Origin of the sequence: Petralouisia muris (assembly GCF_004793545.1) — a bacterium.
GTDB lineage: Bacteria > Bacillota > Clostridia > Lachnospirales > Lachnospiraceae > Petralouisia > Petralouisia muris.
Genome location: NZ_SRYA01000012.1, coordinates 70,634 through 85,724, shown reverse-complemented (window position 1 = coordinate 85,724; position 15,091 = coordinate 70,634). Strand labels below are relative to the sequence as shown.

The following is a 15,091-nucleotide window of genomic DNA, read 5'->3' as shown; positions in this document are numbered from 1 at the left end:
TCCTTTTCAATTCTTAGGCTTATTTCATAATGCATTCCGCCAGCCTGTCATTCAATTCCCGGGTCATAAAGCAGAACCTGATATATTTATGATCCAGAAATGGGAAGGTGGAGCAGTCCCGGATCATCATTTTTTCCCGGATAGCCCGCTCAAACAGCTCCCCGGAGGTCATGTCCTCAGACAGAAGGCGCACCAGCATAAAATTGCCGCTGGGCGGGTATGTCTTAAAGCGGCTGTCCTGGGAAAACAATTGGTACATCCGCGTGCGTTCTTCGGAAATCAGGTTTCTGGTTCTGGCAATGTATGCAGTGTCCCGGAACATAATTTCCCCTGCAATAACCGCCAGAGAATTGATGGTCCAGGGATTTTTCCTGGCATTGATGGATTTGACAAAATCCCGGTTTCCGGTGACGGCATAGCCCAGTCTCAGTCCCGGAGCTGCAAAAAACTTGGAGGTTCCCCGAAGGATTACAATGTTATTGTAAAAGGCAGTCAGGGGAACGGAGGTAATTTCTTTATAATTGTCTGCAAATTCCACGTAAGTTTCATCTACCATTACAAAAATATCATTCTGCTTGCATACATCCAGAATCCTTCTCATTGTTTTCCGGGAAATGGCGCCGGAGGTGGGGTTATTGGGATTGCAGATGACCAGCAGATCAATGCTCTCATTTAACTGTTTTGTAAAATGATCCACATCCAGAACAAAGTTCAGAGCTTCCTGCAGTGGATAGTAGAGGCAGGTTCCTCCCCCTAATGCGATTTCCCGTTCATATTCAGAATAGGTAGGGCCGATGATCAGCGCTTTTGCAGGATGCTCTATTTGGATAAAAAGCGAAATCAGCTCTGTGGAGCCGTTTCCCATAATAATATTTTCGTAGTCGGTATCCACATAATCTGCAATGCATTTTCGCAGGGAAAGGTATTCCCGATCCGGATAAGAACTGATGGCGTCGATGTGCTTTGCCAGGGTTTCCCGAAGCAGAAAAGAGATGCCCAGGGGATTGACATTGGCGCTGAAGCTTGTAATCTCTTCTTTTCTGATTCCGTAAATCTGTTCAATTTTTTCTAAATCACTTCCGTGAAAATGGTCTTTGTGCTGTAACATAAATTTCCTCCAAAAATATTTACACAAATGTTTGAATGGTTTATAATCAATAATACATTATAACGGATCTTGATAAAAAAGCAACTACAAAGCAGGTGACGATTTGCAGAAGAAATTAGAGGAACTGGCAGCAGGAATATGCATAAGCAATTCTTCCATCCTTCAGTTTTCCGTGGAAAAGCTGGAGCTGGAAGTGGTAGAGGGAACAGATTATACCGGGGAATTCAGGATAGAAAGCGCCGGTGATATGATGGTTCAGGGGCTCGTCTGTTCTTCCAGCCCCAGGATGGAGTGTTCCAATCCGAAGTTTCAGGGAGAAAATATTATACAGAGATTTGTATTTCACAGTGAAGGCCTCTCAGAAGGAGATTCCCAGAAAGGAAATTTTCATATTATCAGTAATCAGGGAGAATATGACCTTCCTTTTTCTGTGTCAGTTTCCAGGAATTATGTGAACAGCTCTGTGGGGAAAATAAAGAGCATTTTTGATTTTGCCAATCTGGCTCAGAATTCTTATGAGGAAGCGGTCAGGATATTTGGATTGCCGGAATTTATCCATATTTTTAAACCTCAGGAGACGGAGGAACGGCTGCTGTACCGGATGCTGAAACGCAAGCCATGCACCATGGCCCAGGTAGAAGAATTTCTGATTGCCGCCAGGAAGAAGAAGCGGGTGAGTTTTCGGATTGAGGAAGCCCAGAGAGAATTTTACAGACTGAATGAAACCATCAAGCAGCATATCACTTTGAAAAAAGAAGAGTGGGGATACCTTGCCATTGAAATCAGCAGCGACGCCGAATGGCTCTGCCCTGTGAAAAAAGTGATTACCACGGAGGATTTTGTGGGAAGCTACGGAGCGGCAGAGTACATGATTGCGGCAGAGCATCTTCATGCAGGAATGAATTACGGCAGGATTACCCTTAAGGCGCCTTTTCAGACAGAGCAGGTGGAAATCAGCGTTTCCCAGGGAAATCCAGAGAGGGAACGGCCAAAGCTTGCAATTCGCAAAAAACAGGTGGAATTGATGAATCTCTATCTTGATTTCGGACTGCGCAAAATGGTAACAGGGGTTTGGACGAAACTGACGGTTAAGAAATTAGAAGAACTGAACCAGTTAGATCCGGGAAATCTCTGGTATCTGCTGGCCAGAGCCCAGGCATTTCTGGTAAATAAACAGCGGCAGGAGGGAGAGTGGGCGCTGGACGCTTTTCCCAAGCACAACGTAGACAAAGAGTCGCCGCTGTATGCGTATTATCTGTATCTGTGCAGCCTGCGTGAGCCGGAGCCGGTGTATGTCAACAAAATAACGGGAAAAATACGCAAAATATATCATAAACACCAGGAAAACAACATGCTTCTGTGGATGCTGCTGTTTTTGGATGAAGAACTGAATTACAGTAAGGGAAGGAAGCTGGAAATCATTGCCAGGCAGATAGCGTCGGCAGGGGAAAGCCCTGTTCTTTATCTGGAAGCTTACCGGATTGTAGAGAAAGAACCTTTTCTGATGTACCGGGCGGATTTGTTTGAGCGGAATATTCTCTACTGGGCAGCCAGGCGTCATGCCGTTACCAGGGGAATGGCAGAGCAGGTCTGCCAGATTGTGAAAGAGATTGAGAACTTTGATCCCATCTGGTATCGGATTTTATGCGCCTGTTACGACGTATTTCCGGAAAAGGAAATGCTTCAGGCGATTTGCAGCTATTGCATGAAATGGAATTGCTATGGAAAGGATTATTGGAAATGGTACCATCTGGGCATTGGAGAGGAGCTTCGCATTGCCGGAATCTATGAGGCGTGGATGCTGTCGGCAGGGAAAAAACAGCTGGCCAAAATGCCCAAGGCAGTTGTGATTTATTTTCAGTACCACAGCAGCCTTGCCTGCCGTCCCCAGGCTATGCTGTACCGGGCCATGATTGAACATAAATCTTCCTGGAAGAGCAATTATCAGCATTATCGGAAAAATATGGAAATATTTGCAATCAAGCAGCTTCAGGCAGGAAGGATCGATGAGGATATGTCTGTGGTGTATCGGGAAGTGTTGACGCCGGAGCTGATAACGGACGAGATAGCGGGACATTTGTCAAAAATACTTTTTACTCATCAGGTTACCTGCAGGGATGCCAAGGCAAGGCAGCTTGTGGTGCGTCAGCATCCGCTGAAACAGGAGCAGAGGATTCCCCTAAACCATGGAATTGGTTATGTGAATCTCTACAGCAGTTCGTATCAGATTTTGCTGGAGGATTCCAGAGGAAACCGTTATCTGCCCCAGGAAGAATTATCTGTGGTTCCTCTGATGGACAGCGAGAAATTTATGGACAAGGGAAAGAACGCGGCGAAAGAGAAGCTGCCGTATTTGTTGAAATATTTTGATGGCAAAAAAATATGGCAGACCTATGTGCCGGAGGATTTGCCGAATCTGCAGATGCTGATGGAATCAGAAGCAGTCAGCAATGAGTACCAGGAAGAATTAAGGCCCCAGATGATTGCCTATTTTTATTATAATTATACCGGTGAAGCCCTGGATGAATTTTTGCTGTCCGTATCTTTTGAGGGGATGCAGAAGCGCGCCAGAGAGCGAATTATGGAACTTCTGGTGGCAAGACGCCATTACCGGCGGGCTTACGAGCTGCTGCTGTCTTATGGAAGTGAAAATATTTCTGCGCCGAAGCTGGTCCATGTGATCAGCCATCGTATGGAGGAGCTGGATACGGAGGAAGGACCGGATGAATTTTTGCTGGGACTGTGCCGGAGTGTGTTTCTGCGAGGCAAGTACAATGAGCGGATTTTGAATTATATGTGCCGCTTTTTCTACGGAAACCTGGAAGAAATGATGAAATTGTGGCAGGCTGCCTGTGATTTTGAGCTGGACGCCTATGAACTGGAGGAACGCTGCCTGATACAGTTTTTGTATACAGAAGAATTTTCGGGAAATATTGAAAGAATTTTTGAGAGTTATGGGGAGAATATGGGCAGGGAACTGGTGATACTGGCCTGTTTGTCCTGGATCTCCTGTCAGTTTGTGGCAAAAGATGCGGTGGTATCAGATTATGTATTTGAAAAAATATACAGACTGATGAAAGAGGGCGTGGAGATGAATGAAGTATGCAAGCTGGGATTTTTAAAATGGTGCGCTTCTGACAGAACCATTACAGAGGAGGAAAACATCTGGGCGGAAAAGATATTGGATGAATTTATTTCCCGGGGGAAGTATTATGGATTTTATAAGTCTCTGTCGGAAAGCTTTGCAGGCAAATACCTGTATCATGATAAAGTATTTCTGGAATACCGCACAAGCCCTGGCCGGAAAGTAATCTTAAGTTACCTTCCGGCGGGATGCTCCGAGTATGTGGAGCTGGATATGCCGGAAATGTATGACGGCCTTTTTGTCAAGGATTTTCTTGTATTTTACGGAGAAAAGATTCCCTATTATATCAAAGAGGAAAAAGATGGGAAATGGATGGTAACGGAAAGCGGCCAGATGCAGAATCAGGAGCTTTGCACCCATGCGGAAGGAAGCCGTTATGATCTGATTAATGATATGATGGTGAGCCGGCAGATGGAGGATGAGATAACATTGATGGAACGGCTGGAGACTTATGGACGGTTGGACGGGCTGGCACGGGAAGAATTCGGCATTTTGTAGAAAATGCCCAGGAAAGCAGGTGAGGGAATGAAACCGGCAGCAGGCGAATGGTATATTGGAATAGAACTGGGGAACCGGTGGACGCAGGTAAGCTGCTACCATCAGGGTATGACGGAGCCGGAGACGAGAAGCACTGTGGCAGGGACGGAATTGTATCGTATTCCTACCGCCATCTGCAAGCAGAAGATGACCGGAAAATGGTGCTTCGGCGAGGAAGCCAGCCGTTTGGCGGAAACGGGGGAGGGCATTTATGCGGAATATCTGTTAAATAAAGCATTGAAGCGGGAATCAATTTTTCTGGATAAGGAATACCAGGCAGAGGATTTGCTTTTTGTATTTTTAAGAAAGGTGCTTCGGATTGCGCTTCCGGCAAAGGGCGTTCAGGCAGTGAAAAGATGTGTGTTTTCCATAAAAGAAGTAACGGACCCAATGGTAATTCTGCTGCAGAAAATGTCAGAAAAGCTTGGATTTGCACAGGAACAGGTAATTATTCAGGATCACAGGGAAAGCTTTTACGCCTATGCAGTGTGCCAGGAGCAGGAGCTGTGGCAGTATGATGTGCTGCTGTATTCCTGCAGTGGGGAAGAAATCTGGCAGAAAAGGCTGGTCAGCAATCGGAAGACCAGGCCCAGAGTGACGGAGGTGGAAGAACTGTTTCTGGGAAAACTGCCGGAAGATGTGAGCCAGTGGGACTTTTCCTTCGCCCGTATGGTGCAGGATTCTATGTCTGGCAGGATTGTATCTTCTGTGTATCTGATTGGAAGTGGATTTGAAGGAAACTGGATGAAGGAATCCCTGCAGGTGATCTGCCGGGGAAAGCGGGCTTTTCAGGGGAAAAACCTCTATACCAAGGGCGCATGCTACGCAGGGATGCTTGAGGTGCATCAGGAAGAAGCCCAGACGGTATATTTTTGTGAATATAAGATTCAGGAGCATATCTTGATGAAAGTGACAAAGGGCGACAACGTCAGTTTTTATCCGCTGTTAGAGGCAGGCTGCAACCGCCATCAAGCCAGGAAAAAACTGCGGATTCTGCTGGAAGGAGAGCCTTTTCTGGAATTGTGGATACAAAAGCCCGGAAGCAGGGAGGCGAAAATTGAAAGTCTGGAGCTTACCGACCTGCCCATATCAGAGTCCGAGAGAAGCCGGTTGTCTCTTTCCCTTTTTTCCGGAGAAGAAGGGAAAATTCTGTTAAATATTCAGGATTTGGGCTGGGGAGAGCTGAAGCCCGGAAGCGGCAGGGAATGGGAATTTGAAATTGGTTAATACGGTGCATTTGTCAGACAGCGAAAGAGAGGAAACAGAGCCATGAGCAGAGTGTGGATATGTGAAGAGATCACAGCAGAGCATCCATTATTTCTGGAAGAGGAACGGATGAACCTGTATTCTTTTGAGGAATTGTGCTGCTATTTGTATCAGAATACAGGTGTGCTGGAGGAAAGCTTTTTTCATGAAAAATTATGTCAGTGGCTGGAACAGGAGATTGGCAAACAGGAGCTTTCTCAAATACTCAGAGAGGGCATCAGACAGGAAAGAAGCGGCTGCTGGTGCATGGAACAGATTTTAAAAGACGGAGGATTTTACAATTCAGAAGAATTGCAGCTTGTTCTCAAGACTGCAAAGAGTATGGAGCAGAAAAGCCCCATGGAGAGGGCAAAGCTTCGGGGAGACCGTTTGCTGAAATCGGAAAAATACCGGGACGCCATTTGGGAATATCGCAAAATCATTGCAAGGGCCAGGCAGGAGCCGGAAGGCGGTAAGGTAATCGGCCTTCTCTGGCATAATATGGGAACGGCCTATGCCAGGCAGATGCTGTTTGAACAGGCGGCAAAATGTTATGAAACAGCTTATGAAATCGGTCAGAAGCCGGAGAGCAAAGAGGCGTACCTTCTGGCGCTTGCCTGCAGAGACGGGCAGGATATTCCGAACGGAACAGACAGTACGGCGAAAATCCGGCAGGAATTAAAAGAAAAGAGGCATTCGCCGGATCACGTGAGCTATGAAAAGCTCCTGGAAGCCACATTACAAAATCTAAGAACAGAATACAGGAAAAGTGAGTGAAATGGGATTATTCAGAAAAAAGAAAAAACCCCAGTATGTAGAAGAAATACTGGAATTTGGCGAAGAGATAGATTTACGTTCCCAGAGACGGAAGGAAAAAGCGAAAAAAAATCAGAAGGCCAGACAGAATACTGTAGCAAAACAGAACAAAACCGCTGCTCCCGGACAGGAAGCAGCGCAAAAGAAGAGCATTGCGACGGAATACTGCGAGCAGATTATGGATGCGGCCAGGAATCTGGATGAGACGAAACGGGAGTATAAGACAGTGACGGATTATCTTACGGACATTCAGATTATAGAAAATCTTCCGGAACCTGAGTTTGAAAAGATCCAGGAGACAGCCCAGAATGTCTTGAACTTAAATGAAGCCAGAGACGCCTACCTGAACCGGACAAAGACCATTTCTGACTCCCAGTTTGTCCAGATGGAACAGCTGGAAAATGAAATGCCGGAGATTATCAAGCGTCTGCAGGAGAATGAAGCATACCAGAATGTGGTAAAGCGTGACATGCAGTATTTAGAAGGGGAAAAGCAGGAATGGCATTATTACCAGGAATCTTTAGAGCAGGAAAAGAAAGTGCTTCACAGACTTCTTTATGCTATGATTGGAGTATTTGCAGTGGCTTTCATTGCTATTGTGATCCTGGGCCTCGCAATGAAATTCGACATTAAAATGCCCTTTGTGATTGCTGCTTTAACTGCCGGCGCTTTGGGAGGAATTATGGTATGGCGCCTTCAGAATGACGGAATGGAACTGAAGAAAGCCCAGGCAAACATTAACCGGGCGATTGTGCTGATGAATAAAGTGAAGTTTAAGTATGTGAATGTAACCAATGCCGTGGATTACGCCTGTGAGAAATACCATGTGAAAAATTCTTATGAGCTGGGTTATATCTGGGATCAATATATAGAGGCTGTCAAGGAGAGGGAAAAGTATGAACGTACCAATGATGAACTGGAATATTTTAATGATAAGCTGGTGCGACAGCTTCATGCATACCGCCTTTACGACGCCAGGATCTGGATTCATCAGGCAAAAGCGTTGATGGATAAGAAAGAAATGGTGGAAGTGAAACATGAACTTTTAGTCCGGCGCCAGAAGCTTAGGGCAGGAATGGAAAGCCAGGCGGAGAATATCAGAACTGCCAGAAAGGAAATTGAAAATCTGGTGAAAAACCGGCCGGGAGGAAGTAAGGAAATCAAAGCGATTCTGGATTCTGTGGATGAAATGTGTGGGATTGGATGAAAAAAAGGAAAATAAAGAATATTTTCGCAGGCGTTTGTTTTATAATAGCTGCCCTGTTTCTGACGAAAGCAGCGATAGCTTTTGCCCCTTACAGGAATGTTCCGGCCGTGACAAAGGAAGAGCTGGACGCTTTGCAGTTGGAGGACTGCAAAAAACTCATGTTTGTGGCCCATCCTGATGATGAACTGCTGTGGGGAGGCAAGCATCTTCTGGAGGGCGGTTACCTGGTGGTCTGCCTGACCCGGGGTGATGACAGCGTCCGTCGGGCGGAATTTGAACAGGCAGTGGCTTTTGCGGGAGGCAAAAGCCTGATTCTTTCTTATCCGGATAAAATCTGGAAATGGAGGGCGGACTGGAGGTTCTGGCAGGAGCAGATAGAAGCCGATGTTTCTGCAATTCTGCAGTATCAGGATTGGGAGCTGGTGGCAAGCCACAATGCCCAGGGGGAATACGGACATCAGCATCATAAGATGACCCATGAGATTGTAAAAAAAGAGTACCAAAAGACAGGCTGTCAGGCCAGGCTTTACTGGTTCGGAAAATATTATGTCAATGATAAGGTTCCTTATGATCTTCCGGAGATGGATAAATCTTGGTATAACCAGAAGCGGAAAATGGCAAAGCTGTATCAGAGCCAGCGGGATACCATACGGAAGATGTACCATATGCTGCCTTATGAGTATTGGGAGCCTGCGGAAGAGGAAGAATGAATCAGCAATTGTCTTCTGCCATATCGTCTTCTGTGATAAAATTATATTCCCCGTTCATCAGCATTTGCAGATATTTGTCGAAGCTGTCTGCAATAATTTCAATTTCATCCGGATCATGGAGAAATCTGGCGATCTGCCCCAGTTTGCCTTTGGGAGACGGGGAGAAATCTATAAATAGCTGGGAAGTGCCGCCGTTATTTATGCAGTCGGAAAAATAGAGCCAATGCATTTGAAGGGCGTCGTCTATGATTTTTTCATCCATTTCAACCATATCTTCATATTCCCTCCAATAGGTTCCGTCTGCAAATTCCAGAAGTTGTATCAGACTGTTTGGAATGTTAGGATAAATGGAACGCAGCTTGTCCAGGTCTTGTTGGCCTGCTCCATGGATGATTTTTTCAAAGTGATCCCATTGCTGTTTTGCGTCGTTGGCGTAATATGCCTGTTTCAGGCCATTGATGTACTTTTGTGCGGTATACATTCGTAACCTCCTGTGGATTTTGTTTCAATGTTGAATTTATCTTAAAAAGCGGTATTTTGTCATGCAAAGGGGTTTAACCCTGATATCAACTTTGTCTACAATTTGAAAAATATTTTCTATAATAGTTCGTATTCGTAAGTTCTTAGCCATAAGCTTTTCAGAACCCCTTGCATTCATGTAGAGACTAAAATCCATGCAGGATGGATTCCTTCCCCTCCTTCCGCCTTTCTGCGCGCATGGCCTGCTTCTCCCATGTCTTTGACGTCTGCCAGCGCAGGAAAGCGCAGAGCGGCTCCAGATCCTGGCGCGTGTCCCATGCCGTCTCCTTTCTTTTTCTGTCCACGAACGACAGTCTTTTTGGGTTCAAGCGTTCTGAAAGCCTGTGCGCTTAAATTTCTAAAAAGAATTCCTGCGCCATCATCGGAAATCAGAAAAGCCTCATCAAAATTTTTTCACTCACACGGATATAATACATAATCGTATTCCCATTTCCACCCGCAATTCGGTTTTCCCTCACGGCATATGGGTGGGAAAATATCAAATGGAAAAATCACATTTAATAAAATTTTCAGAAAATATTAGCACTCACCTCTTGTGAGTACAATGTGAAATGCGTGTTGTTTCGTCCTTGTGTGAAAGTGGCTTGAAATCAAGGTATTTTGGGAATTTTGGTGTGTTATCCAGTAGTTAGTTTTTTGTCTTTGTTCGACTTTTGATTATAAAAATATGTAAGAAAATATGTAAATAGAAAAGACTATCAGCAGTTGCCGGTAGTCTTTTTTTTGTGCATTATATAAATTCTTTTAGTTGTTCCCAATTATCCAAGATTGTTTCCGGGGCGCATTTGCATAATACATGCTCTGGATGCAATTCTTTGATTCTATTTTGTGAATAAGAAATTATACGCAATAAACTATGCCTTATTTTTTCATCATCTTTATTTTCAATATAGGGTTCTATGTCATTTTTCATTCCTGCCAAAATGGAGCCTGCTTTTGCATCTATTGCGTCTTTTCGGTGAGCATCATATATTTTATCAAGAATTTTTCCAAAAGCATCTACTGCCCTATATTTCATCATTTCTCTTTGGGCATCATTAACAAGTGGTAAATCTTTGCTGCTATCAAGAGTATTTGTAATGGTTATTTCTTTATTATGTGAATGGGTATAATCCCAAGCTAATAGAATTAATCTATCAAAATCTTTGTGGTTTAATAACTCATTCATCATATCTGCACTTATACCATTTAATTCAGACAATAATTTTGCAGATGTTTCATTTAATTCTGTTACATTGCAGATTGTTTGGTCGGCATTGCGTTGGCAGACTTATTCTCCTAAAAGAAATGCGGTATCTACACCTAAAACACCTGCAATTTTCTTTAATTCTATGGAACTGGGTAATTGACCATCTTTTTTAGTCCATCCATAAATTGTATTGACACTATATCCAATGTCCCTGGCTAAATCTTCCATTTTGTATCGTTTTGTGCATTTCCTTTTTCCGTTATCTGTATGGTACGCATCTTTCTTTTTCATTGCGATTTTTAAATTAGTGCCAAATACACTATTTGCCATAAAATAATCTCCATAAAATAATTTAATTAGTGTTATCTTGATTAGTATAACATGACTTATAATGAGATTGCAAGTCAAAACAAGACGAACGTTCACTTGTTATAAATAATCTTTGGGAGGTAATGCCATGTATGCTACAAAACAAAGCAAAATAACAAATAATACAGTAACTATAGATACTAAAACATTAACGGAAGTTTTACACTGCGGTAGAGTAACGGCGGTAAAGATAGGAACGGATGCAGAAGCAAAAGTGCAAGTTGGCAAAAGGGTACTTTGGAATTTACCTAAAATCCAAAAGTATATAGATGTGATTTCTCTATAAGGTGGCGATAACATGAAAAGTGATTTTACACTTGCCAAAGAGGAATTGCAGAGGATAGGCATAAAAAGAGTAGCCGCCGACTTTTACGCAGAGCCGAAAAGAAAAGGTTCTGTGTATTTTGTAAAATCCCCGGCAACGCATGACAAGACAGCTTCACTTGCGTTATATCCAAACTCAAACAGATTTACAGACTTTGCTAACGGTAATTTATCGGGCGATTGCATTTCTTTTGTGGTGTATGTCAAAGGGTGCAACCAATGGCAAGCACTAAAGGAACTGCAAGAGTCATTGAGACGGCAAAAGTAGCGGTTATCTCAAATGAAACAAAAACTATGATGAGCGTTTTAGACTGTCTGGAAGATAAGACGGTGAGCGTAGATGAATACACGGTGTTAGTCAAACATTATGGTAATAAATCGTACTGGATTGATAGGTTTTTTGAAAGGATTGCCAGTAAATGCGGGATAATGGACAGCATGGTACAGCCACCATTGTCTGTAAAGCTGGAAATCCTGCAAACATTGGAACAGAATGTACGGGAATATATTGACGGATATGACGGCGAGAATAAATGTTTCCCTGTTACATCTTCTGACAAGTATATTTATAAAATGGAAGAATCATATACAAATGGCTACTCCGGTGTACATCTGGACAGCTGGGAACAGGCAAAGCGGATGATTTCAAAAGCACTGAATGAAGGAAGTTCTTTAGACCGTAGTTTTGTACTTGCTAATATGTTGCGTACATCAACGCCGGATATACAGGATGAAATGCTTTCCATACTGGCAGAAAAAGACCCAGCGGCACTGCATGACCCGACAATGAAATTTACAGGAGTGCAGGGCGTTGTTGACAGGTTCATCAAAACGGATGGCGAACTTGTAAAGGCGGCAGGCGTGGCAATGGAGAAAGCTGACAATGCAAAATCTCATCAAGAGCGCATTGGTATTTTATGGGATAATTTTGACAACCGACATCTTAGAAAAAAGATAGAAGAAAGGATTGTCACCACAAATGATGAAGAATTGAAAGACAGCTATGAGAACATGAAAGAAATCAAACAGGAGGAACGCCAGAAAGCGGCAGACAGGAGGGAATAAAGGCTATGATAATAGACTATGACGAATTTAGGGCAAATATGAAAGCCGGAACAGACAAAAGCACTGAAAAACTCATGTTCCTAAAGAAAGCAAGACCTTTTACTTTTTCACAATATGAAGAACGCTATCAGAAAGAAAAAAAGAGATTGCGGACATAAACAAAAGGCATTAGACGGTTTTTGTCTGGCAAATTAAAAGGGAAGTAGCACCGAAAATACATACTTCCCTTTTATCTCCTATACATCTACTCAAATTATAATTTAAAGGTAGGTGTATTACAATGACGAATGAGCAAATTGTTTCTGAAATTAGGAACGGTTATTCCGCAACGGATTATATGCAATCACTATATGAGGGTAATTTGCCACTGATTAGAAAATTCATAAAGCCTTTTACCGCCTATGAGTGTGAAGCTGACTTATTGCAAGAAAGCTACTTCGGATTATGGGAGGCGGCACAGCATTATGAAACGTCTAAAAATGTGCGGTTTATGACTTATGCGGAATACTGGATAAGGCAGTCAGTACAGAGGTATCTTGAAAAATGCGGCTCTACGGTGCGAATACCGAGCTACACAAGGCAGAAAATAGCACGTTACAAGAAAACCGTACAGGAGTTGGAGCAGGAATTAGGCAGAGTGCCGACAGACAACGAAATAGCTGATAAAATGCGTGTATCTGTAAGATTACTGGCAGAATTGAGAATACAGATGCAGGGGATAGCCAGTTTAGATACCCCTTTAGCAGACGATAACAGTTTGACACTTTCCGATACCATACAAGCCGATTTTAACCTTGAAGATGAAACAATAGATAAAATGTATGCCGAACATTCTAAAAGCCAATTATGGGGCATTGTTGAGCGTTATACAAGCGATAGAGAGAACAGCATAATAAAAGAGATATTCATAAATAATCGGACAATGGCAGCAGTAGCCAGAGAACAGGGCGTAACCATAGACAGAATACGCCAGATAAAGGAAAAAGGACTACGGCGGTTACGGATAGGCAAGGCAAAGCGTGAATTATTAGAAAAATTTGATATTGTGGAAGCTGGACTGTTCCGGGGCGGATTGACAAGCTATAAAGAGCATAATTTTACTTCTATTGTGGAGCATTTAGCAGAAAAGCGACTGGAAGCAGAAACACGCTATAAGCGGCATTTAGCGGAAATTGAGGAAATGCACAGAAAAAGGGTGATGGGGTTCGAGAGTGTGTCGAGCCGGATAACAGAAAGAGAGGTTTGTAATTATGAGCGAAACAGCAAAATTCTACACAGCAGAGCAGAAAGATGTTTTGAAAGAGTATAGCGTTTCTAAGGACGCAAAACGCACTCTGATTACAGAATCGACAGGCGCAAGGATTTTGGACGCACTGGGAGAACAACAGAACATGTTGCAGAATATCGAGCATATCCTGCAACGCATTGAGGAAGTTATTCTTTCGGCACTGAAAAGCCGATAGTCCGTTTCGGTCGGTCTGGCTCTTTCTCTACGGAAGTAAGCAGGAAATTCAGTTGACTAACGTGCTGAATGAGCGTTGACATTCGCCCATTTACATAGCCTTTGAAAATCATTAAAACTGATTCTTCATAACTGATTTCCGTTACCTGCATGGTTATAGACTGGCCGAAATTAGTAAGTATAAGACCTACTTCATGTTCTGAATCGAGAGTTTTTTCAAATGCCTTTATATGCTTTGATAAAATCTCGAATTGCGTATCAGAATAAGAGTAAGCCATTGGCAAAAGTTCTATATCCGATACAATGCTTTCAGTTATGTTAGGTCTTGGTAAATCGAACATATATACCCTCCTTTCTTTCTTGATAGTCTGATTATATCACAGAAATAGGAGAAAAACTCGACATAAAGAAGTCAAAAGGATATTGCCCGATAGAGAGAATTGTGTTATATTGTCGATATGGGAAAACCATAGAGCCAAAGGCGGCTTTACCCCTCTTGTTTTTTCGGAGGGTTCAAGTAGCCCTCCAGACGAAAGAAAGGAGGGTGATTCAATGGTTACATACTCCGATCTGATTCAGACTGGAATATTCATTGTTGCCCTTGTTGGTTTATGCTATACAATCTTCAAGGGAAAAAAGAAATAGCCGCCACTACTGCAATAGTGACGGCTTGCCTGTAAAAAGCAAATTGTAAAGGTAAGTAAAAATCATGTGTTGGGGTAGAGCCGCTTCTATGGCTTTCCCTTTTCTTATGTCTAATATAGCATATCCGGGGGCAGTAAGCAAGAAGTTTTTTGTTTCATGAATCTTCTTTATTTGGTTAGTGTTCTTCTTTTTGGATGTAGCGTGGTATTTCAGCGAGTTCTTCCACTCGTTCAATAGCTACTGCTTTTCCATTTTCATTTAATTTTTTAAATGTCTTTACTAATTCAATATCTATTTGTTCCCAATCATCCACTTGTTTTGCTAATTGTGCATTTATAAGGTCTTTTCCTATAGGGTAATCGGAGGGATTAGCATTTTTAAAGGCCTTATAAAGTGGTGAATCATCAAGAGGACTTTCTAGCAAATCATTTACATTTACACTCAATGCAGCGGCTATTTTTTGTAGTGTGTTTAGTTTTGGGTTGGATTTTCCGTTTTCCCAACGTCCTATTTGTTGTTGAGGTATGCCGCCGAGTTTCTCTCCTAATTCCTTTTGTGTCATATTTTTTTGAATACGTAAATATCTTATTTTTTCTCCAATATCCGTTTTAATCACCTCCTAGTTGTGAGTTTAACATATAAAACCAAATAGCACAACAAAAATGATTTATTTTGTATTGACACAACATGAAAGTTGTGATAAAACCTATATAAATACAATAAAAGTGT

Annotated in this window: 18 protein-coding genes; 11 read left to right on the top strand and 7 right to left on the bottom strand. The window is 42.7% G+C overall.

Going from position 1 to position 15,091, the window contains the following annotated elements; translation table 11 throughout:
- Positions 1 to 19 precede the first annotated feature (19 nt).
- Complete coding sequence (locus E5329_RS07830) at positions 20 to 1,108, bottom strand: pyridoxal phosphate-dependent aminotransferase (protein WP_135989015.1); 1,089 nt, start codon at positions 1,106 to 1,108, stop codon at positions 20 to 22.
- A 103-nt stretch (positions 1,109 to 1,211) separates the two neighbouring features.
- Here E5329_RS07830 and E5329_RS07825 point away from each other — a divergent pair, with 103 nt between their 5' ends.
- From E5329_RS07825 to E5329_RS07805, 5 genes are read left to right on the top strand one after another with little or no spacing between them, the layout of a single operon-like run.
- The gene (locus E5329_RS07825; protein ID WP_135989014.1) at positions 1,212 to 4,751 is read left to right on the top strand and encodes a DUF5717 family protein; all 3,540 of its coding nucleotides are present in this window, start codon (positions 1,212 to 1,214) and stop codon (positions 4,749 to 4,751) included.
- A 27-nt stretch (positions 4,752 to 4,778) separates the two neighbouring features.
- Positions 4,779 to 6,017, top strand: coding sequence for a DUF5716 family protein (locus tag E5329_RS07820; protein ID WP_135989013.1), 1,239 nt, complete (start codon positions 4,779 to 4,781; stop codon positions 6,015 to 6,017).
- Between the two features lie 42 nt (positions 6,018 to 6,059).
- Positions 6,060 to 6,812 (top strand): hypothetical protein, encoded by a 753-nt coding sequence (locus E5329_RS07815; protein WP_135989012.1) that lies wholly within the window; start codon positions 6,060 to 6,062, stop codon positions 6,810 to 6,812.
- Between the two features lies 1 nt (position 6,813).
- Positions 6,814 to 8,058 carry a hypothetical protein gene (locus E5329_RS07810; protein WP_135989011.1) on the top strand — a complete coding sequence of 415 codons (1,245 nt, stop codon included), beginning with the start codon at positions 6,814 to 6,816 and terminating at the stop codon, positions 8,056 to 8,058.
- Positions 8,055 to 8,768, top strand: coding sequence for a PIG-L family deacetylase (locus tag E5329_RS07805; protein WP_135989010.1), 714 nt, complete (start codon positions 8,055 to 8,057; stop codon positions 8,766 to 8,768). The genes E5329_RS07810 and E5329_RS07805 overlap by 4 nt, the downstream gene beginning before the upstream one ends.
- 1 nt (position 8,769) lies before the next feature.
- Here the strand turns inward: E5329_RS07805 and E5329_RS07800 are convergent, their stop codons facing one another.
- From E5329_RS07800 to E5329_RS07790, 4 genes are all read right to left on the bottom strand, one after another.
- The gene (locus tag E5329_RS07800; RefSeq protein ID WP_135989009.1) at positions 8,770 to 9,249 is read right to left on the bottom strand and encodes an SMI1/KNR4 family protein; all 480 of its coding nucleotides are present in this window, start codon (positions 9,247 to 9,249) and stop codon (positions 8,770 to 8,772) included.
- Positions 9,250 to 9,422: 173 nt separating this feature from the next.
- Positions 9,423 to 9,566: a hypothetical protein gene (locus E5329_RS29675; RefSeq protein ID WP_168356553.1), complete on the bottom strand. Its 144-nt coding sequence runs from the start codon at positions 9,564 to 9,566 to the stop codon at positions 9,423 to 9,425.
- Between the two features lie 472 nt (positions 9,567 to 10,038).
- Entirely contained in the window at positions 10,039 to 10,479 is a 441-nt protein-coding gene (locus tag E5329_RS07795; protein ID WP_135989008.1) for a hypothetical protein, read from the bottom strand.
- A 99-nt stretch (positions 10,480 to 10,578) separates the two neighbouring features.
- Positions 10,579 to 10,827, bottom strand: coding sequence for a helix-turn-helix domain-containing protein (locus tag E5329_RS07790; protein WP_135989007.1), 249 nt, complete (start codon positions 10,825 to 10,827; stop codon positions 10,579 to 10,581).
- A gap of 127 nt (positions 10,828 to 10,954) precedes the next feature.
- Between E5329_RS07790 and E5329_RS07785 the strand changes: the two genes are divergently transcribed.
- The 5 genes from E5329_RS07785 (at position 10,955) to E5329_RS07770 (ending at position 13,564) form a co-directional block, all read left to right on the top strand.
- Positions 10,955 to 11,152: a hypothetical protein gene (locus tag E5329_RS07785; RefSeq protein WP_135989006.1), complete on the top strand. Its 198-nt coding sequence runs from the start codon at positions 10,955 to 10,957 to the stop codon at positions 11,150 to 11,152.
- Between the two features lie 12 nt (positions 11,153 to 11,164).
- Positions 11,165 to 11,458 (top strand): CHC2 zinc finger domain-containing protein, encoded by a 294-nt coding sequence (locus E5329_RS07780; protein WP_135989005.1) that lies wholly within the window; start codon positions 11,165 to 11,167, stop codon positions 11,456 to 11,458.
- On the top strand, positions 11,410 to 12,255 hold the full coding sequence (locus tag E5329_RS07775) for a hypothetical protein (RefSeq protein ID WP_135989004.1): 846 nt from the start codon (positions 11,410 to 11,412) through the stop codon (positions 12,253 to 12,255). The genes E5329_RS07780 and E5329_RS07775 overlap by 49 nt, the downstream gene beginning before the upstream one ends.
- A 5-nt stretch (positions 12,256 to 12,260) precedes the next feature.
- Positions 12,261 to 12,413: a hypothetical protein gene (locus tag E5329_RS29670; protein ID WP_168356552.1), complete on the top strand. Its 153-nt coding sequence runs from the start codon at positions 12,261 to 12,263 to the stop codon at positions 12,411 to 12,413.
- Positions 12,414 to 12,535: 122 nt separating this feature from the next.
- Positions 12,536 to 13,564: a sigma-70 family RNA polymerase sigma factor gene (locus tag E5329_RS07770; protein ID WP_135989003.1), complete on the top strand. Its 1,029-nt coding sequence runs from the start codon at positions 12,536 to 12,538 to the stop codon at positions 13,562 to 13,564.
- Positions 13,565 to 13,689: 125 nt separating this feature from the next.
- Here E5329_RS07770 and E5329_RS07760 read toward each other — a convergent pair whose 3' ends face one another.
- The gene (locus tag E5329_RS07760; RefSeq protein WP_135989001.1) at positions 13,690 to 14,058 is read right to left on the bottom strand and encodes a DUF6173 family protein; all 369 of its coding nucleotides are present in this window, start codon (positions 14,056 to 14,058) and stop codon (positions 13,690 to 13,692) included.
- Positions 14,059 to 14,269: 211 nt separating this feature from the next.
- On the opposite strand from E5329_RS07760, the gene E5329_RS31595 reads away from it, so the two are divergent.
- Positions 14,270 to 14,362, top strand: a complete 93-nt coding sequence (locus E5329_RS31595; protein WP_330572029.1) for a putative holin-like toxin — start codon at positions 14,270 to 14,272, stop codon at positions 14,360 to 14,362.
- Between the two features lie 175 nt (positions 14,363 to 14,537).
- Here E5329_RS31595 and E5329_RS07755 read toward each other — a convergent pair whose 3' ends face one another.
- The gene (locus E5329_RS07755) at positions 14,538 to 14,978 is read right to left on the bottom strand and encodes a helix-turn-helix domain-containing protein (RefSeq protein WP_135989000.1); all 441 of its coding nucleotides are present in this window, start codon (positions 14,976 to 14,978) and stop codon (positions 14,538 to 14,540) included.
- Positions 14,979 to 15,091: the final 113 nt, after the last annotated feature.